This window comes from Microbacterium marinilacus (assembly GCF_019753765.1).
GTDB lineage: Bacteria > Actinomycetota > Actinomycetes > Actinomycetales > Microbacteriaceae > Microbacterium > Microbacterium marinilacus.
Map to the genome: position 1 here is coordinate 1 of NZ_JAIJZW010000010.1, position 25,964 is coordinate 25,964.

Consider the following 25,964-nt stretch of genomic DNA (forward strand, 5'->3'; position numbering starts at 1 on the left):
TTTGACAAGTGCACGCTGTTGAGTTCTCAAGGATCGGATGCTCCCAGCCCTGCGACTCCCGCCGCAGCCCTCCGGGGCAACTTCTCTATCTTATCCAGCTCGTTCGGCCTGTCAAACCGACACGCCGTCTCGGTGACCGCCTGAGCGGGCCGACCCGACATCGTCGAGGCGAGCCCGAGAAGCTGGATCCCCCACGCTAGACCCGAAGGCCAGCATGCTCAAGAGCGTGATCTTCACGTGGGGTTGTCGTCGACCTGGGGTGGGAGCCTTCCGGCTCAACCTCACCGCTTGGCGGCGACAAGGGAATACATTACGCGGAGCCCGACCCTCGGGCAAACCGGAGCCGGTCCCGGGCGTGTCGCGGTCGGAGGACCGCGACCGTCACGAGACGAACAGGCCCGCCAGCGCCTTCTTGCCGCGCCGCAGCACGGACACTCCCCCGGGCAGCGAGCCCTCGACGGTCGCCTCGTCCGAGCCCACCTTCTCGCCGTCGATCGAGACGCCGCCCTGCGCGATCGCGCGGCGGGCCTCCGACGCCGACGACACCAGGCCGGTGTCCACCAGCGCCTGCACCACAGGGGTGCCGGACGCGAGCTCGGCGTGCGGCAGCTCGCGCAGCGCCGAGGCGAGAGTGCGCGCATCGAGCGCGGCCAGATCTCCCCTGCCGAACAGCGCCTCCGACGCCGCGACGGCGGCCGCGGTCGCGTCCTGGCCGTGCACGGTCGTCGTCACCTCCAGCGCGAGGCGCTTCTGCGCCGCGCGACGGAACGGCTCATCGGCCACGAGCCGTTCGTAGCCCTCGATCTCGGCGCGCGACAGGAACGTGAACACCTTCAGCCGCTCGACGACGTCGGCGTCGTCGGTGTTGAGCCAGAACTGGTAGAACGCGTACGGGCTGGTCAGCTCGCCGTCGATCCAGATCGCGTTGCCCTCGCTCTTGCCGAACTTGGTGCCGTCGCTGTTCGTGATCAGGGGCGTGCCGATGGCGTGCACCGAGGTGCCCTCGACCCGGTGGATCAGGTCGGTCCCGCTCGTCAGGTTGCCCCACTGGTCGCTGCCGCCCGTCTGCAGCATGCAGCCGTACTGGCGGTGCAGCTCGAGGTAGTCGAGGCCCTGCAGGATCTGGTAGCTGAACTCGGTGTAGCTGATGCCCGCATCGGAGTTCAGGCGCGCGCTCACCGCGTCCTTCTTGAGCATCGTGCCCACGCGGAAGTGCTTGCCGATCTCGCGCAGGAAGTCGATCGCGCTGAGCGGCGCGGTCCAGTCGAGGTTGTTGACCATCCGGGCGGCGCTGTCGCCCTCGAAGCTGAGGTACCGCTCCACCTGGGACCGGAGCTTCGCGACCCAGTCCGCGACCGTCTCTCTCGTGTTGAGGGTGCGCTCGGCCGTGGGCCGCGGGTCGCCGATGAGTCCGGTCGAGCCGCCCACGAGGCCGAGCGGCCGGTGACCGGCGAGCTGCAGCCGGCGCATCAGCAGCAGCTGGACGAGGTGGCCGAGGTGCAGGCTCGGGGCCGTCGGGTCGAAACCGCAGTAGTAGACGATCGGCGGTCCGGACAGCAGCTCGCGAAGCGCGTCGCGATCGGTCGACACGTGGATCAGCCCACGCCAGACGATCTCGTCCCAGACGTTGTCGAACGTCGGATCGATCGCCGGCACGGCAACGGTCTCAGCACTCACGGCATCTAGCCTATGGGCTCGGACCCGCCACGGACGTCAGGAGTTCAGCCCCCACCAGACGAGGAAAGCCGCGGCCAGCGCCTGCACCCAGCTGACCATGCTGCCGACGAGGAAGTACTCGGCCCGATCGCCGTCGTCGCGGTCGCGCGAGATCTCCGGGAAGCGCACGATCCCTTTCGCCGCGATGAACGCGGCCAGCAGCGGGTACGCCGCCGCGAGGGTCAGCCCGAAGACGATCGTGCGCTCGAGCGGACCGATCAGCCTGCCGCCCTTCATCACCTGCCCCGGCCCGGGCTTCGGAGTCGCCGCAGGCAGGGACGCGGCAACCGTCTGCTCCGCCGACGCCGGCGGGTCGTCCGGATCCGCGGCGGGCGCGATGTTCTCGCGCTCGAGGGCGGCGCGCACCACGACGTTCGCCGGCTCGAGCAGGTAGACCGCGGCCCCGATCATCAACAGCGCCACGGGCGCCGAGAGCGGACCGAGCGGCGAGGCGATCGCGCCCTGCGCGGTCAGGCCCGTGCCGTAATCGGCCGGGATCAGCAGCAGGCTCGCCGCCACGAGCACGCCGAGCCCCGCGGTCGGCCAGATCGACGCCGGGGAACGCCCGTGGTCGGGCATCAGCCATAGCCACAGCGCGGCCACGAGGACCGCCGCGAGGCCCGCGACGAACGCGTCGGTCAGCAGGCCGATGAGCAGCACGCCGACCGTCACCGCGCTCAGGCCGATGCGCACGGCGGTGCGACCCGCACGGCGGAACAGCGTGCGGACCAGTGCCGCCGCGCCGACCGCCAGCAGGAGGAGGCCGGCGACGATCATGAGCCCATGATGCCGGTCGCCTCCGACATCGTGTCGCGCGCGCCCGGCGGGTCGCCCCGCCCTAGGACGAGGCGCCGAGCACGCGCACCGCCGCCTGGGCGCGCTCGACCAGCTCGACGCGCTGCTCGGCGACCCGAGCGGGGGCCGTGCCGCCGGCACCCGTCCGGCTTGCGACCGAGCCCTCGATCGAGAGCACCTCGCGCACGTCCGGCGTCAGGTGCGAAGACACCTCGGCGAGCACCTCGTCCGACGCGTCCTCGAGGCCGATGCCGCGCTGCTCGCAGGCGCGCACGAGCGCACCCGAGATCTCGTGTGCCTCGCGGAACGGGACGCGGCGCTTCACCAGCCACTCCGCGACGTCGGTCGCGAGCGAGAAGCCCTGCGGCGCGAGCTCGGCCATGCGGTCGGCGTGGAAGCTCAGCGTCGCGACCATCCCGGTGAAGGCGGGCAGCACGACCTCGAGCGTCGCCACGGAGTCGAACACCGGCTCCTTGTCCTCCTGCAGGTCGCGGTTGTACGCGATCGGCAGTCCCTTGAGCGTCGTGAGGAGGCCGGACAGGTTGCCGACGAGGCGCCCCGCCTTCCCCCGAGCGAGCTCGGCGATGTCCGGGTTCTTCTTCTGGGGCATGATGCTCGAGCCCGTCGAGTAGCCGTCGTCGAGGGTGACGAAGCCGAACTCCCGCGTGTTCCAGAGGATGATCTCCTCCGCGAAGCGCGACAGGTCGATCCCAATCTGCGCCGCGATGAACGCGAACTCCGCCACCACGTCGCGCGCGGCCGTGCCGTCGAGCGAGTTCTCGGAGGGCCGGTCGAGCCCCAGCTCGGTCGCGACCAGCTGCGGGTCGAGCCCGAGCGTCGAGCCGGCCAGCGCGCCGCCGCCGTAGGGCGACACCGCCGCCCGCACGCGCCAGTCGCGCAGACGCTCGAGGTCGCGGACGAGGGGCCAGGCGTGCGCCTGCAGGTGGTGCGCCAGCAGCACGGGCTGCGCGTGCTGCAGGTGGGTGCGCCCGGGCAGGATGACGGCGGGGTGCGCGTCCGCCTGCGCCACGAGCGCGTCGATCAGCGCGAGCAGGTCTCGGGCGATGACCCTGGCGTGGTCCAGCAGGTACATGCGCACCAGGGTCGCGATCTGGTCGTTGCGGCTGCGACCGGCGCGCAGGCGCCCGCCGAGCTCGGCGCCGACCACCTCGATGAGAGCCGACTCGAGCGCGCCGTGCACGTCCTCGTCGCCCGGGCGGGGCTGCAGCGATCCGTCGCGGATGCCGGCCGCGAGGGCATCCAGGCCCTCGTGCATCCGCCGCTCCTCGTCCGCCTCGAGATACCCCGCGGCGGCCAGCGCCTTGGCGTGCGCGTGGGAGCCCGCGATGTCATAGAGCGCAAGCTGCCAGTCGAAGTGCGTGGAGCGGCTGAGCGCCTGCAGCTCCGGCGACGGCCCCGTCGCGAAACGCGCCCCCCAGAGGGCCCCTTCGTTCGTGACCTGGCCGGCCTGGTGCTGCTCGCTGCTCATGCGTCCAGCCTATCGATCCGAGCCGGCCCGCCCCGCCCGCTCCCGGGCCGCCCGGGGCCGGGAGCTCCGCGGCGCGGACTCCCGCCGCGTCCGTACCGCGCGGAAGACCGACCAGCCGACCGTCGCGAGGCTGAGAACAGCGAAGAACACGAAGATCGGCCGCTCCGCGAAGAAGGTCGGCGACATCGTGAACGACTGCCGCATCGTCTGCTGCAGCGACGGCCCGAGGATGAACCCCATGACGAGCGGCGCGAGCGGCAGTCTCGCGCGGTCGAGCAGCAGCGCGATGAAGCCGAACGCCGCGCAGACGCCGACGTCGAACGTGCTGTTGCGCTCGAGCAGCGCTCCGACGAGGCAGCAGACGATCACGATCGGCCCCATGATGCTGAACGGCACCCGCGCGATCTTCGCCCAGAGCCCCACGAGGGGCAGGTTCAGCACGAGCAGGATGACGTTGGCCACGAGGAAGCTCGCGATGATGCCGGCGGTGAAGTCGGACCGCTCGGTGAAGAGGGTGGGCCCAGGGACGAGCCCGTAGACCAGGAGGGCCGCCAGGATGAGGGCCATCGACGGCCCCGTGGGGATGCCCAGGCTGAACAGGGGCACGAAACCGCCCATCGCCGCGCCGTTGTTGGCCGCCTCCGGCCCGGCGATCCCCTCGATCGCGCCGCGGCCGAACCGCGAGTCGCCGCGGCGCTCGCCCCGTCGCCGCTCCCACGAGTAGTTCAGGAACGAGGTGACCGACGGCAGCATGCCGGGGATGAGACCGAGGAAGAACCCCTGGAAGGTGCCCCGCACGGTCGGTCCGACGCTCGCGCGACGCTCCTCCCGGGTGGGCATGAGACTGCCCACCTTCGCCACCGACGTGTCCGGGTCGCGCTGCAGCAGCGTCTTCAGGATCTCTCCGATACCGAACAGCCCGATCATCACCGGCACGACGCTGAAGCCCTGGGCGAGGGTCCACGACCCGAAGGTGAGCACCTGGGCGCCCGAGATGGCGTCGTAGCCGACCAGCGAGAGCAGCATCCCGAGCACCGCCATGGCGAGCCCCTTGACCATGGACCCCGAGACGAGCCCCGAGATCGCGGTGAGGCTGAACAGGATCAGGCCGAACTGCTCCGGGGGCCCGAAAGCCAGGGCGAAGTGCGCCAGCGACGGCCCGATCAGCATCACCCCGATCGTGCCGACGATCCCGGCGAAGAACGACGAGACGGCCGCGGTGGCGAGGGCGGCTCCCGCACGGCCTCGCTTGGTGAGGGGGTAGCCCTCCAGCGCCGAGGGCAGCGAGGACACCTCCCCCGGGATGTTCAGCAGGATGGCCGTGGTCGACCCGCCGTACATCCCGCCGTAGTAGACGGCCGCCAGCATGAGGATGCCGGAGACGGGATCGAGATAGGTCGTCAGCGGGAAGAGCACCGCGATCGCCGTGACGGGGCCGAGCCCGGGCAGGACGCCGAAGAACGTCCCGGCGAAACAGCCCAGGAACGCGACCAGCAGATGCTCGGGCGTCAGGATGGTCGCGAAGCCCTGGAGGATGGTGTCGAGGTCCATGCCCTCGCTCCTGTCGTTCGAAGGGTCAGATGAGGTACCAGAGAGCGCCCGTGGGCAGCAGCACGCCGGAGAGCGGGAAGAGCACGGCGAGTCCTGCGCCCACGCAGACGGCCGTGACGATCGCGACCCACCATCGCGATGCGCTGACGAGCCTCATGAACGCCAGGCAGAACAGCCCCGTGACGAGCCCGAAGCCCAGCCAGGGAAGCAGCACCATCCACGCGATCATGAGCACGGCGGACACCGCCAGGGTGCGGACGATGCGGCGGCGCGGCAGCAGCGGCGCGTCGGCCGAGAAGCGGTCCTCGACGTCGCGGCCCGCCGCCTCCTCCTCGGCGATGATGACGGTGGCGATCGCCGTGACGACCGACACCTGTCTGCCGCGCAGATCCTGTCCGACCCCGGCGACGACGAGGGCCAGCAGCACGACACCGACCGCCCCGACGAACCAGCCGGCTGCGGCCCGCTCGCCGGAGCCCCCCGCCTGGGCGACGAGGACGATGCCGTCGACGGCCGCCGCGAGCGCCGCCACGGCGAGCAGCGCGTAGGCCCAGCCGTCGGGCTCGCGCAGCAGCCGGAAGAGGGCCGCCGGCATCAGCCCACCAGCTCGCCGAGCTCGCGGAAGGTCTCCGCCTCCTCGTGCACGGCCGCGTCGAGCTCGTCGCCGGTGACGATGTCCACGGTCATCCCGAGCTTGGCGAACGTGTCGTCGAGCTGACCGCCCTCGGCGAGCTCGCCCAGCGCGTCGACGAGCGACTGCACCACCGGCTCGGGCAACCCGGCCGGGCCGGAAAGCCCGACCCAGTACTGCAGGTCGAGCTCCTCGTACCCCTCGTCCGATGCGAGCGGGATCTCCGGATAGTTCGGGTCCTCCGCCGTCAGCGCGAGAGGCACCAGGTCGCCCGAGCTGTACAGCGAGGCGATCGCGCTGGATCCTCCGCTGGCGAGGTCGACGTCTCCCGCCGCGGCGGCCTGCATCGCCTCGCCGGAGCCGTCGAACGGCACGCGCACCACGTCCGCCGGGTCGACGTCGATCTCGTCGAGCAGCTGGAGCGTGGCGTAGTCGCTGGTGGTCGTGCCGCCGAGCCAGGCGACGCGGAAGGAGGACGGATCGGCCTGTGCCTTCTCTTCGAGCTCACCGAGCGTCGTGACGCCGCTCGCCGCTCCGACGGCGTAGGCGTGTGCACCGCTGGCGACGTTGGCGATGAACGTGCGGTCGTCCCACTCATAGGGCAGATCCGGCAGCAGCGACTGGATCGACGAGGATCCCGCGCCGTCCGCGAGCAGCGTGTAGCCGTCGGCCGCAGCCCCCAGCACTCCGCTGACGGCGGGCACCTGCTGCGCGCCGGTCTGGTTCGTCGCGTTCAGCGGCTGTCCGAGCTGCTGTCCGAGCGCTTCCGCCATGGCGCGGGCGGCGATGTCGGTCGCGCCGCCGGAGCCGAAGGGCAGCACGAGCTCGACGGCCCGCGTCGGGTAGTCGGACTCGGCTGTGCCGGCGCCGGGCAGGTCGCCCGCGCAGCCGGTGAGGCCGACCGCCAGGGTCGCGGCGAGCGCCGCGCCGGTGAGCGTTCTGGTTCGCATGGTCCTGTCTCCTGTCTCGTTGTGGTGCCTGTGTGTGCTCGGGCGCGCCGTCACGGCCCGTCGATCAGCCGGCATGTCCGTCGTGCGCCCGCAGGGCGGCGGTCGCCTCGAGGTCGATCGCTCCGTCGGCGATCACGACGCCGTAGTCCGCGCGAGCCGACTCGGGCGTCACGCGTCCGTCCTGCACGTCGCGGAGCACGAGCAGCGGGTCGCGCCGGCGCGGCGGGCCGAACCCTCCGGCGCCCGGGCTCTGCACCCGCATGACGTCTCCGCGCCGCAGCACGACGCCGCTGACGCGCCCGCCCGGCAGCACGATCTCGTCCGACTCGCCCGGCCGCACGGTGAAGCGGCCGGGCGTGCCGTCGCCCCCGCCCGCGTACCCCGCCGGCGGCAGGGACTGGCGGTCGGCATGAGCGGAGAACTCGGCGCCGTCGCCCAGGATGCGGATGTCGCGACGGATGGCGAGCCCGCCGCGCTGCAGCCCCGGCCCGCCGGAGTCGGCGACGAGCTCGTACGCTTCGACCATCAGCGGGTACTCGGTCTCGAGCGACTCGATCGGCAGGTTCGACGAGTTGGTGATGTGCACCTGCACCGCGTCCAGCCCGTCGGCGTCCGGTCGGGCCCCGGCCCCTCCTGCGACGACCTCGGGATAGACGTAGAAGTCGTCGCCGAGGCCCGAGAAGTTCACGTAGGTGATGGACGAATGGCTGCCGGCGGGGATGCGGTCGGGCAGCGCCTGCGCGAGCGCGGCGAAGACCGCGTCGACGACGCGCTGACAGGTGTCGGTCCGCGCCGCGACCGGAGCCGGCGGGCGCGGGTTCAGGATGCTGCCCTCGGGCGCCGAGATCGCCACGGCGTCGAAGAAGCCGCCGTTGGCGGGGATCCCCGGATCGAGCGCGGCCTTGAGCGCGTAGAACACCGTCGCCTCCAGGGCGCTGCGCACCACGTTCACCGCCACGGTCGCCTCGCGGCCGGTGCCGGCGAAGTCCAGGGCGATGCGGTCGCCCTCGACGATCACCGTGGCGACGATAGGGATCCGGTCCTCCCCCGGCCGGTCTCGGTCCAGCCAGTCCGTCGCGGTGTAGCGGCCGTCCGGCACCGCGGAGACGGCGAGCGCGAGCCGGCGCTCGGCATAGTCGAGCAGCGCCTCGCTGCACGCCGTCACGACGGCGCCGCCGTACTTCTCGTGCAGCTCGAGCAGGCGCTGCGCTCCCACCGCCGCGGCCGACTGCTGTGCGAGCAGGTCGCCGTAGCGCTCTTCGGGGAGCCGGGAGTTGAGCAGCACGAACGCCAGCACGTCGTCGACGACGCGTCCGCGGCTGACGATCTTCACCAGCGGGATGCGCAGGCCCTCCATGAACAGCGAGTGGGAGTCGCCGGAGTTGCTTCCGGGCACGTGGCCCCCCACGTCGGAGTGGTGGGCGATGTTCGCGCTCCAGCCGACGATCCGCCGGCCGTCGTGCACCGGGGCGACCATCGTGATGTCCGGCAGGTGGGTGCCGCCCCCGGCGTACGGGTCGTTGGTGATGAAGACGTCGCCCGGCTCGACGACCACCTGCTCGTATCCCGCGATGCGGCCGCTGAGGCGTCCCACGGCGCCGGCCATCGAGCCCATGTGGATCGGGATGTGCTCGGCTTGGGCGATCAGTCGGCCCGCGGCGTCGAACAGCGCGGTCGAGCAGTCGGCGCGCTCCTTGATGTTGGTCGAGTAGCTCGCCCGCCGCAGCACCGTCCCCGCCTCCTCGGCGACCGACAGCAGCGCGTTTCCGATCACCTGCACGGTGACCGGGTCGACCTGGGCGGGCGTCTCCGCGGTGTGCTGGGCGCTCATGCTCCGACCTCCACGATCAGGGTTCCGAAACGATCGACCTCGCCGGTCGCTCCCGGCGGCAGCACCGTGGTGGAGTCCTCCTGCTCCACGACGGCCGGGCCGCGGACGACGTCGCCCGCGCGCAGCAGCTCCCGACGATGGATGTCGGCCTCCCGCTCGCCGTCGGGGAAGCGCAGCACGCGGCGGGCGACGACGGACGGCGTGTCCTCGGCCGTCCTCTCGGGCAGCGACGACGGCCGGGGCTCCTCGATCGGCTGCGCCGCGACCACCGTGACGTTGACCACGCGGACCGGGGCGTCGGGGTGGGCGAAGCCGTAGCTCTTGCGGTGGACCTCGTGGAACCGGTCGACGATGGCGGGCAGGTCGTCGTCGTCCAGACGGCCGTCGCCGATGTCGACCGGCAGCTCGAAGTTCTGCCGCTGGTAGCGCATGTCCAGCACGAAGCCGGTGCGCCGCTCGCCCGTGGGGATGCGCTCGCGCTCGAACCATTCGTCTGCCGCGTCCCTCAGCTCGGCGATCAGCGCCCGCAACGGCGCGACGTCGCCGTCCAGGTCGATGAGCCCCGACCGGCGGATCTCGGTGCGCACCTCGCTGACGAGCAGCCCCAGCGCGCACAGGGTGCCGGGGTTCGGGGGCACGATGACCGTCCGCATCCCCACCTCGCGAGCGACCTCCACGGCGTGTAGCGGCCCCGCGCCGCCGTAGGCGACGAGCGCGAGGTCGCGCGGGTCGTCGCCGTTGTCGACGCTCACGCCGCGCACCGCCCGTGCCATGTGCGAGTTCGCCACGCGGACGATGCCGAGGGCGGCGTCCGGCTCGTTCAGGCCGAGTCGCTCGCCCACGGCGCCCACGACGCTCCGTGCGGCGCGGACGTCGAGGCGCAGCCCCTCGCCGATCACCTGGTCGGGGTTCTGCCTGCCGAGCACCACGTTCGCGTCGGTCACCGTGGCGACCGTGCCTCCGTGCCCGTAGGCCGCGGGCCCAGGCACCGCGCCCGCGCTGCGCGGACCGACGTGCAGCGCTCCCGCGCCGTCGACCTGCGCGATCGAGCCGCCGCCGGCGCCGACGGTGTGCACGTTCGCGCTCGGCGTGCGCACGACGTAGCCGTCGATGCTGCGCTCCGACGCGACGAGGGCCCGTCCGTCCCGAACCAGGCACACATCGGTGCTCGTGCCTCCCATGTCGAAGGTCACGAGGTCGCCGTATCCCGACTGGCCCGCGATCCAGGCGGCTCCGAGCACGCCAGCGCTCGGTCCGGAGAGCAGCGTCGTGACGGGGCGTCGCACGATCGAGTCGGGTGAGACGATGCCGCCGTTGGACTGGATGATCTTCGGCGCCACGGGCACGCCGAGCTCGCGGGTGCGCTCCTCGAGACGAGAGACGTAGCGGTGCATGCGCGGGCCGACGAAGGCGTTGATGACGGTCGTGGAAAGGCGCTCGTACTCTCGGAACTCCGGCGCGACCTCGCTCGATCGGGTGACGTACCGGTCGGGGAAGCGCTCCGAGACCGCTGCTGCCACCTGCTCCTCGTGGCGCGGGTCTCGATAGCTGTGCAGGAAGCAGATGGCCACCGACTCGACGTCCACCGCCCCCAGCTCGTCCAGCAGCCGCGCGAGGTCGTCGTCCGCCACGGCTCGCAGCTCGGATCCGTCGCCCAGGATGCGCTCGTCCAGCTCGAACACGAGCCGTCGCGGCACGAGCACTCGGGGCTTGTCGGCGAAGAGGTCGTACAGGCTCGGCCGTTTCTGCCGGGCGATCTCCAGCACGTCGCGGAAGCCGCGGGTCACGACCAGCGCGGTGGACGATCCGTCGAGTTCGAGCAGCGTGTTCGTCGCCACCGTCGTGCCGTGCCCCAGATACGAGACCTGCTCCGGCCGGGCTCCGCTGCGCGCGAGGACGCCGCGCACCCCGTCCGCCAGTGCGATCGACTGGTCGCCCAGCGTGCTGGGGATCTTGCCGATGTGGAACACCCCGTCCCGGTCCACCGCCGTGATGTCGGTGAACGTGCCGCCGATGTCGACTCCTACGCGCATGTCCTGCCCCGGTCCTCTCTCATGCCGTCTTGCCCGATGTCGTCCTGTCTCATGCCGTCTCGCCCCGCCCGTCCGTCGTGGGGAGCCGCCCGGGCACCCTCACGGGCCGACCACCGCCGCGGCGGGTGCCTCCTCCAGGCCGCGGACGACGCCCCTCAGCGTCAGCGCGGGCTCGACATCGAGCAGCCGGTCGACGACGTGTTCGGCGAGGGCGGGCGCCAGCTTGAACGCCTGACCCGATCCCCCGGCGAGGAGCCATGTGTCCCGGATGCCCGCGACCCGTCCCAGCAGCACGCGATAGTCGGGCGTGTAGCTCTCGACGTACGCAGCCGTGCGACGGCGGGCGCCCAGGCCGGCGATCGTGTCGTGCAGTCTGGCCTCGAGCACGTCGATGTCGGGCGGCACGGCCGCGTCCCGCGCGCCCGCATCGGTGACGCGCGGCTTCGGCTGGTGGAAGTTGACCTTGATCCCCGCCTGGTCCACTCGGGGGAAGAACGAATATCGGGCGGCGCCCGAGCGGCGCAGCCCCACGGGGAAGCGCGCGGGCCCGTACGCCTCTTCGTCGGCGTCGTACCAGTGCAGCAGTGCCCGACGCAGCTCGACGGCCCGATCGAACGCCGGCACGAAACGGCCCGACCATGCCCCCGCGGCCACGACGACGGTACGTGCCCTCACCCGCCGGCCGGCGGCGGTGACGACCTCGCTGCCGTTCGAGGACGGCTCGACCCGCGCCGCCTCCGTGCCGTAGTGCAGAGAGGCGCCCGCCGCGCGGGCCTGCTCCGCCACTGCGGCGGTGACCGCGGGCGGCACGAGCAGCGCTCCCGCCGGGTCGTACAGCGCGAGATCGCCCGGCAGGAGCCTGTGCTGGGGCCAGCGCTCGGCGAGCAGTCCTGCGTCCTCGATCAGCTCGTGGGCGATGCCGTGGTCGGCGACGGCCTCCAGCGCCTTGCGGATCTCGGGGTCGTCCGGCGCGCCGATCAGCAGCGCGCCGGTGTCGTGCCGTGTGCCGGGAGCGGTCTCCGCCAGCGCGTCCCAGGCGGCCATCGACCTTCTCAGCGCGGGCACGTAGTCGCCCCCGAACGTGTACGCGAGACGGAAGATGCGGGTGCGCCCTCCGGTCGCCGCGTGCTCGTGGTCGCCGTTCCCGGAGTCGATCGCGACGACGTCGAGGCCACGACGCGCGGCCTCGGCGGCGACATGCACCCCGAGGGCGCCCAGGCCGATGACGGCGAGATCGTGCATTGCAGCTCCTAGCTTGTCGACGACGGCGGCGACGCTGTGTCGTGTTTACTACACACGAGTGAACTTGTGTAGTGTTTCGATCAGATTCCGGGGATGCAACGTCTCCGTGAAGCGGCGCGGCCGGCGACGGCGCGCGCCTAGCATGGCTGCGAGCGCAGCGAACGGAGGACGGCGCATGGACCAGCCGGCGGAGGGCGACACCCTCTACGCGCGCGCCATCCACATCGGCCCCACCCTCCGGGGAACGCTCGCGGACATCGCGGCCTACTTCGCGCTGCACCCCGACCGCGTCGCCGCGGCATCGGCGATGGAGATCGCGCGAGCGCTGGGCACCAGCGATGCCAGCGTCATCCGTGCCACCCGGGCGCTCGGATACCGCAGCATGAAGGAGGTGCGGCAGGCCGCCCTGGACACGATCGCGAAGCGCTCCGACCCCAGCGCGGTGCTGCAGCGTCGCATGCGCGCCACGACCGACGGCAGCCATCTGCGCACGGTCGTCGACGACACCGCTCGCGCCGTCGAGCAGTTCCGCGAGTCGCTGGCCGACGTCGACTGGGACGCTGTCGTCGACGACGTCGCCGGGGCGGAGCGCGTCTTCTGCTACGGCCTCGCGCCGACGGGCTACATCGCCGACTATCTCGCCTTCTTCCTCGCCCGCACGGGCGTCGACGCCCGCTCCTCCAAGGTCACCGGCGTCCTGCTCGCCGACGAGCTCGCGCTGCTGCGCCCCGGTGACGCCCTCATCGTGTTCGCGCCGATCCGCCAGTTCGACGAGGTCGCGGCGGCATGTCGGCGCGGGCGTCAGGTCGGCATCCCCGTCATCCTCATCACCGAGGCCATCGGCATGCCCATCCGCGGCGAGGTCGACCATGTGATCACGACCGCACCGACTTCTCTGTCGGCGGCGAGCGACGCGAGCATCCCCCTCATCGTCGCCCAGGCGCTGGTCAACGCGGTGGCCGCCCGGCACCCTGACCGCGCACTGGAGCGGATGCGGCGGCTCAATGAGCTGCGTGCCGAGGTGTCCAGCCAGGACGTGGAGCTGACAGCGGAGCGACTCGGCTTCCCTCCGTTCGACGGACAGGAGTCCCCGTGACCGGCGGCCACCCGCGCGTGATCGTCGTCGGCACCGGGATCATCGGGCTCTCCCTCGCCCATTCCCTCGTCCGCCGAGGCGCCCGTGTCACGCTCATCGACGCCGCCGGCACGACGTCCGGCACCACGGCCACCAGCTACGCCTGGATCAACAGCCACAAGAAGGAACCCCTCGGGTACCACCGGCTGAACGTCGAGGGCGTCGCCGCCTGGCGGGAGGTCGCCAGGACGGATCCCGCGGCGGTCACGTTCGCGGGGCACGTCGAGATCGCGGCGGCGGAAGCGCATCGCGCCGGCCTGCGAGCCCGCGTCGAGCGTCTGCAGCAGCGCGGGTACGGGGCCGCGTGGATCACGCCTGCCGAGGCCCGGTCACGCACCGTCGTGGACGTGCCCGACGACTCCCTGGCGGCGGCATTCGACGGCGAGGGCCACGCGTACCCGCTGCGGCGGATCGAGACGCTCCGCCGTGCGCTCGACGCGAGCGGCAAGGCGGAGACGGCCACGGCGACCGTCACCTCCGTCACCGCGCTGGAAGACGGCGTCGAGGTGGGCACCGACGCGGGGACGTTCGAGGCGGATGCCGCGGCGATCTGCGCCGGCAACGGCAGCTCACAGCTCGTGGCGACCGCCGGAGGACGGCTGCCGCTCGTCCCGGCGGTGCAGGACGGCCCCGCCTTCGGCTACCTCGCCGACGCGCACGTCCCGGGGCACGGCGTGACCGGTCTGGTGACTACCGACCTCCTGAGCCTCCGTCCTCACGGCCCCGACGACCTGCTGCTGCAGGCGCTCGACCTCGACCACGACGCACAGCCGGGGGTCGCCGCGCCTGCGGCCACCGTCCGCGAGTTCGCGCAGCGCCTCGGCGCGGTGCTTCCCAGCCGCGCCGGGCGCGTCGACGGAGTGCGCGTGGGCCACCGCGTCATCCCCGCCGACGGCGTGACCGCAGCGGGACCGGTCGTGGCCGGCTCACCCGTCTTCGCGGTCGTCACGCACAGCGGAGTGGTCCTCGCGCCCTGGCTCGCCGAGGTGATGGCGGACGAGATCCTCGGCGGCGACCCGCATCCGCTGCTGGACGGATTCCGCCCGGATCGCTTCCTCGCCGGTGCGCCCTCGGCGCCCCTCGCGGCGCCGAGGTCTCCCGGCGACCAGTAGCGCAGACGGCGTCAGGGCCGCGCGTCGACGTCAGGCCCGCGCGTCGACCTTCGGCGGCGGTCCCACCGACGCGACCCGGCCGATCAGCCACTCGAGCGGCCCGCGGCCGACCAGCAGCGTCCACAGGGTGCATCCGGCGATCGTCGCGAGGGTCATGGGCCAGAAGGGCTCGAGAGCCCGGAACGATGCCAGAGGCGAGCCGTACGCGCCTGCGGGCGGCTGCAGGGCCGCCCAGACGACGAGCTGCACGGTGTATGCCGTGAGCGCCATGGCGCCGACGGCGCGCAGCGGCAGCACGACCCAGCGCAGGGGCGTGACGCACAGCAGCGCACAGAGACCGATCGTCGCGAGCGCCGTCCCGCCCGACCCGATCGCCTCGCCGATGCCGCTGGAGTGCGCCCCGCTCGACAGCACCACGCCCCACAGCGAGTCGGCCTGCGACAGCTGCGCCCACTGTCCCACCACGCCGTAGCCGACGGCGGCCAGAGCCGCGCCGGCCGCGGCGAGCGCGCCGGCGACGGCCGGGCGGGAGAACGCGATGCGCCCGACCGCGATTCCCGCCACGACGAACGCCGCCCAGAGGAGGAACGGATAGTTCCAGCCGATCACCTGGGCGATGCCCTGCCCGAGCTCGTCGTCCCAGCCCGGCCACTCCCCGATCGCGTAGACCGCGAACGGCATCAGCACCGCGATCGTCGCGGCGATCGCGAACAGCCTCGACGGCGACAGCGCCAGCAGCGGCAGCGCCAGCAGGAACAGGATCGCGTAGGCGGGCAGGATCACCAGCACCGGAGTGCCCAGCAGCACCAGAGCGATGCCGAGCACCCAGATGCAGGCCGCGCGCAGGGCGATCCGGATGCGCGCGTACGTCATCCGCTCGCCGGAGAACGGTCGCGTGCCTCCCGTCACCAGCGCGAGCGAGACGCCCGCGAGAGTGGCGAACAGGATCGACGAGCGTCCGTTGACGACATCGGTCCACGTCGCCGGATGGGACCAGTCGAACGCCGTCGTCTCCAGCAGGTGCGCCGCGAACATGCCGATCACGGCCAGCCCGCGGGCGAGGTCGACGCCCGCCTCGCGTCGCGGTCCGTCCAGCCGTGACAGGCCGGCGGACACGCGGCGCGAGAGCGGGCCTCTCAGACCTGCCGCAGCAGCCACACCAGCAGCGCCTTCTGCGCGTGCAGCCGGTTCTCCGCCTCGTCCCAGATGACGCTCTGCGGGCCGTCGATCACCTCGGCGTCGACCTCGTAGCCGCGGTCAGCCGGGAGGCAGTGGATGAAGAGCGCACCCGGATCCGCCAGCGACATGATCTCCTGCGTCACCTTGTAGGCGCCGAGATCGCGCAGGCGCGCGAGCTTCTCCTCCTCCTTGCCCATCGAGACCCACGTGTCCGTCACGACGACGTCGGCGCCGGCCGCGGACTCGAGCGGATCGGTGTACAGCGTCACGGAGCCGCCCGTCTGCGCCGCGATGCGGTCGGCATCGGCGATCACGTCCTCCCGCGGCGCGTACGGCTCGGGCGAGGCGACGCGCACGTGCATGCCGGCCGTGACGCCGGCCAGCACGTACGAGTGCGCCATGTTGCTGCGGCCGTCGCCGAAGAACGACAGCGTCAGTCCCTTCAGCTCGCCCTTGTGCTCGCGGATCGTGAGCAGGTCCGCCAGCAGCTGGCACGGGTGGAAGTCGTCGCTCAGGGCGTTGACGACCGGGACGCGGGTGCCCTCCGCCATCTCCTCCAGGCCCGCCTGCGCGTAGGTGCGCCACACGATCGCGGCGACCTGACGCTCGAGCACGCGCGCCGTGTCCGCCGGCGTCTCCTTGCCGCCCAGCTGGCTGCTGGCGGTCGAGATGATCAGCGGCGACCCGCCGAGGTCGGCGATGCCGACCGCGAACGAGACGCGCGTGCGCGTGGAGGACTTGTCGAAGATGACGGCGACGGTCTGCGGGCCGGCGAGGCTCTTGTCCGCCCAGCGGTCCTTCTTGAGCTGTGCCGCGAGATCGAGGATCTCGGCCTGCTCGGCGGGCGTGATGTCGTCGTCGCGCAGGAAGTGGCGGGTCATGCGGAGGTCTCCTGGGTCGGGATGGGGGCGTGATGGGCGGACACGTCGGACAGCGCGGCGGCGAAGAGCTCGAGGAACTCCTCGACCTCGGCGTCGCCGATCGTGTAGGCGGGGGCGATGCGGATCGCGTCGTCCGTGGGGGCGTTGACGATGAGGCCGCGCGCCTGTGCGGCCTCGCGCACCTCGGCGGCGACGGGCGCCGTCAGAGGGATGCCGATCAGCAGACCGGCGCCGCGGGTGCCCCCGACCAGCGGCAGCGATGCGACGCCGGCGCGCAGCTGCGCGCTCCGCGCCGCGACGTTCGCGAGCAGGCCGCGATCCTGGATCTCCTGGATCACCGCGTTCGCGACCGCGCTCGCGAGCGGGTTGCCGCCGAACGTCGAATTGTGGGTACCGGGGTAGAACAGGTCGCTCGCCGCTCCGAACGTCACCATCGCCCCCAGGGGGAAGCCCGCGGCGATGCCCTTCGCGAGGGTGATCGCGTCCGGCAGGATGCCCTCCCGCTGGAAGGCGAACCACTCGCCCGTCCGGCCCATACCCGTCTGGACCTCGTCGAGGATCAGCAGCGCGTCGTTCGCGGTCGTGAGCTCGCGTGCGCGGCGCAGGTAGCCGTCCGGCAGGGGCAGCACTCCGGCCTCGCCCTGGATGGGCTCGACGACGAGCGCGGAGATCCGCTCGCCCGACGCGAACAGCTGCTCGAGCGCCTCGATCGTCGGGGCGAGGTGCACGACGCCGGGCAGCAGCGGGCGGAACGGATCCTGGTACGCGGCCTTCGGGGTGAGCGCGAGCGCCCCCGTCGAGCGGCCGTGGAAGGCGCCCTCCAGGCTGACGATCAGGCCGTCGCGGTCGTGGAGGCGGGCGAGCTTGATCGCGGTCTCGTTCGCCTCGGTGCCGGAGTTCGCGAGGAACACCCGCCCCTTCTCCCCCGTGCCGGCGAGCTGCTTGAGCCGCGCGGCGAGCTCGAGCTGCTGCGGCGTCGCGAAGTAGTTCGAGACGTGCGACAGCGTCGCCGCCTGGCGCGCGACCGTCTCGGCGAACACCGGGTGCGCGTGGCCCAGCGCGTTCACGGCGATCCCGCCGAGGAAGTCGAGGTAGCGGGTGCCGTCGGCGTCCCAGACGTGCGAGCCCTCGCCGCGCACCAGCAGCGCCAGCCGTCCGCCGAGGCTCATCAGGTCGCGAGACGCGACGTCCTGCCAGTCCTCGTTCGTCATGCCCGGCTCCGTCCCGCTCACTTCGACCCCCCGCTCGACTCGGTCGACGACGCGACCTGCGTTCCGATTCCCTTGCTCGTGAAGAGCTCCACCAGCACCGAGTGCTGCACGCGCCCGTCGATGATCGCCGCGGCGTCGACCCCCTCCTCGACGGCGTCGAGGCATGCCTGCATCTTCGGGATCATCCCCGACTCCAGGCGTGGCATCATCTCCCGCAGCTCCGACGCCGTCAGGTGTGAGACCAGCGAATCGCGGTGGGGCCAGTCGGCGTACAGACCGGCGACGTCCGTGAGGACGACGAGCTTGCGCGCCTTCAATGCGATCGCCAGGGCGGCGGCCGCCGCATCGGCGTTCACGTTGAGCGACTGGCCCGGGTGGTCGAGGTCCGGCGCGATGCTCGAGACGACCGGGATGCGCCCGGCCTTGAGGTGGTCGAGCACGGCGGTCGGGTCGACGCGCACGACGTCGCCGACCCGGCCGAGGCTCTCCTCGACCCCGTCGATCACCACGCCGCGCTTGCGACCGCCGAACAGGCCCGCGTCCTCGCCGCTGAGCCCCGTGGCGAGCGGGCCGTATGAGTTGATCTTCGCGACGAGCTGGGGGTTGATGTGGCCCGTCAGCACCATGCGCACCACGCTGATCGCCTCGGTGCTCGTGACGCGATACCCGCCCTTGAACTCGCTCGGGATGGCGAGGCGGTCGAGCATGCTGGAGATCTGCGGTCCGCCGCCGTGCACCACGACGGGGCGCACGCCGACGTAGCGCAGGTAGGCGATGTCCTGCGCGAAGGCGTCCTGCAGCTCCTCGCTGATCATCGCGTTGCCGCCGTACTTCACCACGACGATCTGGTCGCGGTACTTCTTCACCCAGGGCAGCGACTCGATGAGGGTCGCCGCCTTCGCGGCGGCCTCCTCGGGGCTGGTGTCCTGCAGGTCGACGGGATGATCTGTCATGAGGAGTAGGCGCTGTTCTCGTGGACGTAGTCGTGGGTCAGGTCGTTGGTCAGGATCGTCGCCTCGGCGTCGCCCGTCCGCAGGTCGATCAGCACGTGCGTCGCGCGCGGCGTCAGGTCGACCTCCTCGCGCGGGCGATCGGGGCCGCCCTTCGTGCACACCCGCACGCCGTTCATCGATACGTCCACGTCGTACGGGTCGAACTCGGCATCGGTCGTGCCGATCGCCGCGAGCACGCGGCCCCAGTTCGCGTCGTTCCCGAAGATCGCGGCCTTGAAGAGATTGTTGCGGGCGACGGAGCGGCCGACCTCGACCGCGTCGTCCTCGCTCGCCGCGCCCCGCACCTCGATCGTGATCGCGTGGCTGGCGCCCTCGGCGTCGTCCTGCAGCTTCGCCGAGAGCTCGCGGCAGAGATCGACGAGCGCGTCGCGGAAGGCGGTCTCGTCGGGCACGACGCCGGACGCTCCGCTGGCCAGCAGCGTCACCTGGTCGTTCGTCGACATGCAGCCGTCCGAGTCGAGCCGGTCGAAGCTCACCCGCGTCGCGGCGCGCAGGTGCGCGTCCAGCTGCGCGGCGTCCAGCACGGCGTCGGTCGTGATCACGACGAGCATCGTGGCCAGCCCGGGCGCCAGCATGCCGGCGCCCTTGGCCATGCCGCCGATCGTCCAGCCGTCAGCCTGGCGGACGGCCGTCTTCGGCACGGTGTCGGTGGTCATGATCGCCGCCGCCGCGTCGTCCCCGCCGTCGGCCGACAGAGAGGCGACTCCCTGGGCGGTGCCGTCGAGCACCCGGGCGCGGAACTGCTCGTCGCCGGTGCCGATCAGGCCCGTCGAGCAGATCAGCACGTCGCCCGCGCTCACGCCGAGCAGCTCGGCGGCGCGCTCGGCCGTCTGGTGCGAGGTCTGGAAGCCGAACGAGCCGGTGAAGCAGTTGGCGCCGCCCGAGTTGAGGACGACAGCCTCCACCACGCCGTCCGAGACCGCCTGCTGCGACCACAGGATCGGATTGGCCTTGGCGCGGTTGCTGGTGAACACCGCGGCGCCCGCCTTGAGCGGCCCGCGGTTCACCACCACGGCGACGTCCTTCGCGCCGGTCGACTTGAGCCCGGCGGCCGTGCCGGCCGCCTCGAACCCCTGGGCTGCCGTCACACTCACGGGGCCACTCCATTCACGCTGAGCGCGCGGCCCTCCGGGAGGCCGAGCGCGATGTTCATCGACTGGATCGCCGCTCCCGCGGTGCCCTTGGTCAGGTTGTCGACCGCGGTGACCACCACCACGCGGCCCGCGGCCCGATCGATCGCGAGGCCCATGAGCGCCGTGTTCGCGCCGATCACGTCGGCGGTGCGCGGCACCTGACCCTCGGGCAGCAGCTGCACGAACGTCTCGTCGCCGTACGCCGCCTCCCACGCGTCGCGCACCTGCGCGTCCGTCGCGCCGTCCGCGATCCGGGCGGTGCTCGTGGCGAGGATGCCGCGCGCCATCGGCACGATCACCGGCGTGAACGACAGGCGGACGTCGCCGGACGCGCCCGCGGCGCGCAGCGCCTGACGGATCTCCGGGATGTGCCGGTGAGTGCCGCCCACCGCATACGGGTTCGCCGATCCGAGGATCTCGCTGCCCAGCAGGTGGGTCTTCAGGCTCTTTCCCGCGCCCGACGGGCCGACGGCGAGAACGCTGACCAGGTCGGAGGGGTCGATCACCCCCGCCGCCACGCCCGGCGCCAGGCTCAGGCTCACGGTCGACGCGTTGCAGCCGGGGGCGGCGATGCGCGTGGCGCCGACCAGGTTCTCGCGCTGCTTTCCGGCGGCGGTGACGAGCTCCGGCACGCCGTACGCCCAGGGCTCGTGGAACGCGCCGCCGTAGAAGGCGTCCCAGTCCTCCCGGCCGGTGAGGCGATGGTCGGCGCCGCAGTCCACGACGAGCGAGACGTCCGTCAGCGCGTCCGTGTACTGCCCCGACTGGCCGTGCGGCAGCGCGAGGAACACGATGTCGTGGCCGGAGAGGATCTCGGGGGTCGTCTCCTGCAGGGTGAGGTGCGCGAGAGAGCGCAGGTGCGGCTGATGGGCGACCAGCGGCTGGCCCGCGTTCGAGTGCGCGGTGACGGTGCGGATCTCGATGTCGGGATGGTCGGCGAGCAGACGAAGGAGCTCGCCGCCCGCATAGCCAGAAGCGCCGGATACGGCGACCGAATAGGTCATGATTCCACCTTATTGTCCGTGGGGATGGGCCGGAGACGGCGACACCACGAGACCTTCGGGAGGCTGCTCGACCGGGTTCCGAGTGCAGGACTCAGGCGCGGGAGCTTCGCGGCGTCGCCGGGATTCGGCGGCCACGCGGACGTCGGCGCACGTCGACGCTCGGAGCGAGCATCGGGGAGGCGGACATGCGGCGAGCGTAGCAGAGTCCGCACGCCGCGACCTACCGCGGCCCCTCCGCCCCGCTCCACCCCCGCACGAGAATCCGTCCCTGCGCCGAGAATGCGTGTGGTCGCTGCATTCCCGGCGCGCGGAGGGATTGTCGGGGGTTGCGGACGCCGCGGGCGGCTCTGTCGCTCCCAGGGCGGCAGGATGCCGCGGTTGTGCCGTCCCGGGCTCCGGTGCGCGGAGGGACGAGGACGGGGCGCGCAGCCTGGGCGGCATGGACGCCACACGCGCACTGCAGCCCTCCCCCGTCCCCCTCCTGCGGCAGGCCGAGTCGATCGAGCGCCTCGACCTCGCCCACCGCCGTGGCGAGGTGCGACGCGTGGCCCACGGGGTCTACGCGCCGTCGGCCATGTGGGACGCGCTGGCGCCCTGGGATCGCTACCTCGCCCGGGTCCACGCCCACGCCCTGAAGCATCCGGACGCGGTGTTCTGCCTCGAGTCGGCGGCCGCGCTGCTCGGCATCCCCGTGATCGGATCGCCGAGCGAGGTGCACGTGGTGAGCGCTCAGACCGCCGGGCGGCGGATCGGGGACGTCCGCTTCCACGTGACGAGCGACCGGCGGGAGGTCGTCAGCGCGTCCGGCCTCCTCCTGCTCTCCCCGGAGGACACGGCTGTCGACCTCGCTCGCGCGCGTCATCCCGCCGTCGGCCTGGCCGCCGTGGACGGCACGTTGCGGATGCTCGGCCTCGACGATCCCGGAGTCCTGGTCGAGCTCAACGAGTCGCGCGCGAGCGGCCGAGGCCGCGCCGCCGCACGCTGGTCGCTCGGTCGCGCGACCGCCCTCGCCGAGACGGCCCTCGAGTCACTGAGTCGCGCCGTCATCGAGTGGCTCGGCTATCCGGACCCCGAGCTGCAGGTGACGTTCCCCTCGCGCCACGGACGCGAGCATCGAGCCGACCTCTACTGGCGCGCGCGCCGCATCATCGGCGAGACGGACGGGCGGATAAAGTACGACGGGACGTTCGGTCACGACACCCGCCGCCTGTGGCGCGAGAAGCGCCGCGAGGACGAGCTGCGCCGGGCGTCGGACGGCTTCGCCCGCTGGGGGTGGCCGGAGGCGTCCGACCCGCCGGTCCTCGACGACCTGCTGCTGCAGGCGGGCCTGCGACACGTACGACCGCCCGTGTCCGCTCCGCTGCGCTCGCTGTCCGCGGCGCTGCGCGGCCGTTGACGCCGACAATACGACTCCGCGCCGAGAATGCGTGTGGTCGCTGCATTCTCGGCGCGAAGAGGGATTGTCGCGGTTACTCGCGGAGGGAGGCGCCGTGCCGCGAGGATGCGAGCGCGACGCCGGCCAGCTTGGCCTCGGTCGCCTCGGCCGCCGTCAGCGTGCGGTCGGGAGCGCGGAAGCGGAGTGCGAACGTCAGGCTCTTCGACCCCTCGGGGACGCCGCGGCCGCGGTAGTCGTCGACGAGGCGGACGGACTCCAGCAGCTCGCCGGCCCCCTCGACCAGGGCGCGGCGCAGCTCCGAGGCCGGGAGCGCGGCGTCGACCACGAGGGAGACGTCCTGCGTCGCCGCCGGGAACGTCGACAGCGAGGCGACCGTCACACGGTCGCCCGCCAGCGACAGGACCACGTCGAGGTCGAGCTCGGCGACGGTCACGCGCCCGGGCAGGTCGGCGTCGTCCGCCACCGCCGGCAGCAGCTCGCCGACGTAGCCGACCACCGTGGACGTCCCGGATGCGCCGACGACCGAGAGCACGCCCGTGCGCCCCGGATGCAGCGCTGCGCGCTCGCCCTGTGCGACCTCGATCTCGACGCCCGCGGCCGCCGCGACGACGCGGACCGCGTCGAGGGCGACCTCGATGCCCGCCGGCTCTGCCTCTCGCCCCGGCTGCTTCGGTGCGACGGAGCCCGTGAGCAGCAGCGCCACGTGACGCGGCTGCGGCGCGATGGACGCGTCGAGCCGCGCGAGCGTCTCCGCATCGGGACGCACGGCGCCCGGCGGGATGGTCGCCGTGCCGTAGTCGACGCCCGGCAGGGGACGGAACACCGTTCCGACCTCGAACAGAGCGAGGTCGGTGGCGCCGCGCGCGACGTTCCGGTGCGCGGTCTGCAGCAGGCCGGGCACCAGCGAACGGCGAAGGAACGGCGCCTGCCCGTCGAGCGGGTTCGCCAGGCGGACGCTCGGCAGGTGCTCGCCGCTCGCCGAGCCGTGGAGGTCGTTCTGCTGCTCGGTCGTGAACGGGAACGAGGGGGTCTCCACGAAGCCGGCGGCCGCGAGGCCGTTCGCGACGCGGCGTCGGCCCTGCTGCGCGGGCGTCAGGCCTCGGCCGGACGGCGGGGTCGGCAGCACCGACGGGATGCGGTCCACCCCGTCGATGCGGGCGACCTCCTCGGCCAACGTCCACTTGTCGGTGAGGTCCGGGCGCCACGACGGCGGTGCGACCCGCCAGCCGTCGGCGGTCTCCTCTACGTCGCAGCCGATGGTCGTGAGCGTCTCGGCGATGCGCGCCGCCGTGTAGTCGACGCCGATGAGCCCCTGCACGAAGCCCGCGGGCAGGGCGATAGAGCGACGCTCGAAGGTCGCGCCGAGGGCGCTGCCGAGGTCGTCCGCGACGCCGCCGGCGAGCTCGACCATCAGGTCGACCACGCGCTGCGCGGCCGCCGGCGGCAGCAGCGGGTCGACCCCGCGCTCGAAGCGACGCGACGCCTCGCTCGGCAGCTTGTGACGGCGGGCGGTGCGGGCGATCGAGACCGTGTCGAACACGGCCGCCTCGACCAGGACGTCCGTCGTCGTCTCGCCCATCTCGGTCTGCGCGCCGCCCATCACGCCGGCCAGGCCGATGGGGCCGGACTCGTCCGTGATGAGCAGGTCCTCCGCGTTCAGCGTGCGGACCTGGCCGTCGAGGGTCTCGAGCTTCTCCCCCGCCGCCGCGCGGCGCACGGTGATGCCGCCGCGGAGCCTGCCCAGGTCGTAGCCGTGGATCGGCCCGCCGAGCTCGATCATCGCGTAGTTGGTGATGTCGACCAGCAGCGAGATCGAGCGGATGCCCGCCAGCGCCAGGCGCGCGATCATCCACGGCGGCGTAGGACGGGAGGCGTCCACCCCGCGCACGACGCGGGTGACGAACTCGGCCACGCCGGCGCGACCGCGGATCGGCGACGCGTCGTCCACGACCACCGGGAAGCCGGACGCGGCGACCGGCGACACGGCCAGCGCCGGGTCACGGAAGGCGGCGCCGGTCGCGTGCGCGTACTCGCGGGCGAGCCCGCGGATCGACAGCGCGTAGCCGCGGTCCGGCGTCACGTTGACGTCGACCGCCACGTCGTCGAGGCCGAGGAGGGCGATCGCGTCGGTGCCGGGCTCCGCCTCGATGCCGAGCTCGACGAGGCGGAGGATGCCGTTGTGCTCATCGCCGAGGCCCAGCTCACGCGCCGAGGCGATCATGCCGTCCGACACGTGTCCGTAGGTCTTGCGCGCCGAGATGGGGAACGGCCCGGGCAGAACGGCGCCCGGCAGGGAGACGACGACCTCGTCGCCGGTCTCGAAGTTGCCCGCGCCGCACACGATGCCGCGGGGCTCGCCGTCCGGTCCGTTGTGGGGGCCGACGTCGACCTGGCACCAGCGGATGGTCTTGCCGTTCTTCTGCGGCTCGGCCTCGAACGACAGCACGCGGCCCACCACGACGGGGCCGCTCAACTCGAAGCCGACGACCTCCTCCTCCTCGAAACCGACCGAGACGAACGCCGCCAGGACGTCCTCGGGCGTCGCCGAGGCCGGCACGTCCACGTACTCACGCAGCCACGAAAGCGGGACGCGCATCACACCACCATCCCGAACTGCTCGCTGAAGCGGACATCGCCCTCGGCCATGTCGCGCATGTCCTGCACGTCGGAGCGGAACATCAGCGCCCGCTCGATCCCGATCCCGAACGCGAAGCCCGAGTACACCTCGGGGTCGATGCCCGCGGCGCGCAGCACGTTGGGGTTGACCATGCCGCATCCGCCCCACTCGATCCAGCGCGCGCCGCCCTTGAAGGTCGGGTGCCACAGGTCGAACTCGGCGGAGGGCTCGGTGAAGGGGAAGTAGTTGGTGCGCAGGCGCGTCTTGGCCTCCTCGCCGAACAGGGCCTTGGCGATGTGGTCGAGGGTGCCCTTGAGGTGGGCCATCGTGATGCCCTTGTCGATCACGAGCCCCTCCGCCTGCGTGAACACCGGCAGATGGGTCGCGTCGAACTCGTCGGTGCGGTACACCCGCCCGGGGCACAGCACGTAGATCGGCAGGTCGCGCTCGAGCATCGAGCGCACCTGGACGGGGCTGGTGTGCGTGCGCATCACCAGGTGACGCGCCACCGGGTCGACGAAGAACGTGTCCTGCATCTGGCGTGCGGGGTGGTCCTCGTCGAAGTTGAGCGCGTCGAAGTTGTACCACTCGTGCTCGAGCTCGGGGCCCTCCGCGATCTCCCACCCCATGCCGACGAAGATGTCGCTGATCTGCTCCTGCAGCACGCTCATCGGATGACGGGCGCCGACCCGCGTGCGCGAAGCGACCGCCGTGATGTCGATGCGCTCGGCCTCGAGCCGCGCGGCCGTCTCGGCCTCGGCGAGCTCGGCCTCGCGGGCCGCGAGGGCCTGCGTGACACGCCCGCGCGCCTGGCCGACGAGCTTGCCGAACTCGGCCTTGCGCTCGTTCGGCACGTGCCGCATCTGCGCGTTGAGGGCGGCGAGGGGCGAGCCCTCTCCCGCATGGGCGGACCTGGCGGCCTTCAGGGCCGCGGTGTCGGGGGCGCCGGCGATGGCCGCCAGCGCATCCGCGACCGCCGCCTCCACCGCCTCGGCACTGATCGAAGGCGGGGTGATCTCGGGTACGTCGGACACGATCACCGAGT

General features: G+C 72.4%; 20 protein-coding genes. 3 read left to right on the forward strand and 17 right to left on the reverse strand.

Going from position 1 to position 25,964, the window contains the following annotated elements; all coding sequences use genetic code 11:
- Positions 1-381 precede the first annotated feature (381 nt).
- From tyrS to K5S26_RS14805, 9 genes are all read right to left on the reverse strand, one after another.
- Complete coding sequence (gene tyrS, locus K5S26_RS14765; RefSeq protein WP_221859563.1) at positions 382-1,677, reverse strand: tyrosine--tRNA ligase; 1,296 nt, start codon at positions 1,675-1,677, stop codon at positions 382-384.
- 36 nt (positions 1,678-1,713) lie between these two features.
- Entirely contained in the window at positions 1,714-2,493 is a 780-nt protein-coding gene (locus K5S26_RS14770; protein ID WP_221859565.1) for a hypothetical protein, read from the reverse strand.
- 61 nt (positions 2,494-2,554) lie between these two features.
- On the reverse strand, positions 2,555-4,000 hold the full coding sequence (gene argH, locus K5S26_RS14775; protein WP_221859567.1) for an argininosuccinate lyase: 1,446 nt from the start codon (positions 3,998-4,000) through the stop codon (positions 2,555-2,557).
- A 9-nt stretch (positions 4,001-4,009) separates the two neighbouring features.
- Entirely contained in the window at positions 4,010-5,551 is a 1,542-nt protein-coding gene (locus K5S26_RS14780; RefSeq protein WP_221859569.1) for a tripartite tricarboxylate transporter permease, read from the reverse strand.
- A 25-nt stretch (positions 5,552-5,576) separates the two neighbouring features.
- Positions 5,577-6,146, reverse strand: a complete 570-nt coding sequence (locus tag K5S26_RS14785) for a hypothetical protein (RefSeq protein WP_221859570.1) — start codon at positions 6,144-6,146, stop codon at positions 5,577-5,579.
- Positions 6,146-7,132 carry a tripartite tricarboxylate transporter substrate binding protein gene (locus tag K5S26_RS14790; protein WP_221859572.1) on the reverse strand — a complete coding sequence of 329 codons (987 nt, stop codon included), beginning with the start codon at positions 7,130-7,132 and terminating at the stop codon, positions 6,146-6,148. The genes K5S26_RS14785 and K5S26_RS14790 overlap by 1 nt, the downstream gene beginning before the upstream one ends.
- 64 nt (positions 7,133-7,196) lie before the next feature.
- Positions 7,197-8,963, reverse strand: coding sequence for a hydantoinase B/oxoprolinase family protein (locus tag K5S26_RS14795; protein WP_221859574.1), 1,767 nt, complete (start codon positions 8,961-8,963; stop codon positions 7,197-7,199).
- Positions 8,960-10,996, reverse strand: coding sequence for a hydantoinase/oxoprolinase family protein (locus K5S26_RS14800; RefSeq protein ID WP_221859576.1), 2,037 nt, complete (start codon positions 10,994-10,996; stop codon positions 8,960-8,962). The genes K5S26_RS14795 and K5S26_RS14800 overlap by 4 nt, the downstream gene beginning before the upstream one ends.
- Positions 10,997-11,095: 99 nt before the next feature.
- Positions 11,096-12,238 carry an FAD-dependent oxidoreductase gene (locus K5S26_RS14805; protein ID WP_221859578.1) on the reverse strand — a complete coding sequence of 381 codons (1,143 nt, stop codon included), beginning with the start codon at positions 12,236-12,238 and terminating at the stop codon, positions 11,096-11,098.
- A 175-nt stretch (positions 12,239-12,413) separates the two neighbouring features.
- On the opposite strand from K5S26_RS14805, the gene K5S26_RS14810 reads away from it, so the two are divergent.
- A complete protein-coding gene (locus K5S26_RS14810) occupies positions 12,414-13,334 on the forward strand; it encodes a MurR/RpiR family transcriptional regulator (RefSeq protein ID WP_221859580.1) in 921 nt (306 codons plus the stop codon).
- Positions 13,331-14,485, forward strand: a complete 1,155-nt coding sequence (locus K5S26_RS14815) for an NAD(P)/FAD-dependent oxidoreductase (protein ID WP_221859582.1) — start codon at positions 13,331-13,333, stop codon at positions 14,483-14,485. The genes K5S26_RS14810 and K5S26_RS14815 overlap by 4 nt, the downstream gene beginning before the upstream one ends.
- Positions 14,486-14,515: 30 nt before the next feature.
- Here the strand turns inward: K5S26_RS14815 and K5S26_RS14820 are convergent, their stop codons facing one another.
- Genes K5S26_RS14820 through argC form a run of 6 tightly spaced genes read right to left on the reverse strand, consistent with a single transcriptional unit; the run spans position 14,516 to position 20,906 of the window.
- Positions 14,516-15,643 carry a heparan-alpha-glucosaminide N-acetyltransferase domain-containing protein gene (locus K5S26_RS14820; RefSeq protein WP_308123000.1) on the reverse strand — a complete coding sequence of 376 codons (1,128 nt, stop codon included), beginning with the start codon at positions 15,641-15,643 and terminating at the stop codon, positions 14,516-14,518.
- A complete protein-coding gene (gene argF, locus K5S26_RS14825) occupies positions 15,622-16,545 on the reverse strand; it encodes an ornithine carbamoyltransferase (protein WP_221859584.1) in 924 nt (307 codons plus the stop codon). Before argF ends, K5S26_RS14820 begins: the two co-directional genes overlap by 22 nt.
- A complete protein-coding gene (locus tag K5S26_RS14830; RefSeq protein WP_221859585.1) occupies positions 16,542-17,756 on the reverse strand; it encodes an acetylornithine transaminase in 1,215 nt (404 codons plus the stop codon). Before K5S26_RS14830 ends, argF begins: the two co-directional genes overlap by 4 nt.
- 17 nt (positions 17,757-17,773) lie before the next feature.
- On the reverse strand, positions 17,774-18,709 hold the full coding sequence (gene argB / locus K5S26_RS14835) for an acetylglutamate kinase (RefSeq protein ID WP_221859587.1): 936 nt from the start codon (positions 18,707-18,709) through the stop codon (positions 17,774-17,776).
- A complete protein-coding gene (gene argJ / locus K5S26_RS14840; protein ID WP_221859589.1) occupies positions 18,706-19,863 on the reverse strand; it encodes a bifunctional glutamate N-acetyltransferase/amino-acid acetyltransferase ArgJ in 1,158 nt (385 codons plus the stop codon). The genes argB and argJ overlap by 4 nt, the downstream gene beginning before the upstream one ends.
- Positions 19,860-20,906, reverse strand: a complete 1,047-nt coding sequence (gene argC / locus K5S26_RS14845; protein ID WP_221859591.1) for an N-acetyl-gamma-glutamyl-phosphate reductase — start codon at positions 20,904-20,906, stop codon at positions 19,860-19,862. Before argC ends, argJ begins: the two co-directional genes overlap by 4 nt.
- Before the next feature lie 439 nt (positions 20,907-21,345).
- Here argC and K5S26_RS14850 point away from each other — a divergent pair, with 439 nt between their 5' ends.
- Positions 21,346-22,302: a type IV toxin-antitoxin system AbiEi family antitoxin gene (locus tag K5S26_RS14850; RefSeq protein ID WP_221859594.1), complete on the forward strand. Its 957-nt coding sequence runs from the start codon at positions 21,346-21,348 to the stop codon at positions 22,300-22,302.
- A gap of 73 nt (positions 22,303-22,375) precedes the next feature.
- On the opposite strand, the gene pheT is transcribed toward K5S26_RS14850, so the two are convergent.
- Both pheT and pheS read right to left on the reverse strand, forming a co-directional pair.
- Positions 22,376-24,898 (reverse strand): phenylalanine--tRNA ligase subunit beta, encoded by a 2,523-nt coding sequence (gene pheT / locus K5S26_RS14855; protein WP_221859596.1) that lies wholly within the window; start codon positions 24,896-24,898, stop codon positions 22,376-22,378.
- Positions 24,898-25,953 carry a phenylalanine--tRNA ligase subunit alpha gene (gene pheS / locus K5S26_RS14860; RefSeq protein WP_221859598.1) on the reverse strand — a complete coding sequence of 352 codons (1,056 nt, stop codon included), beginning with the start codon at positions 25,951-25,953 and terminating at the stop codon, positions 24,898-24,900. Before pheS ends, pheT begins: the two co-directional genes overlap by 1 nt.
- Positions 25,954-25,964: the final 11 nt, after the last annotated feature.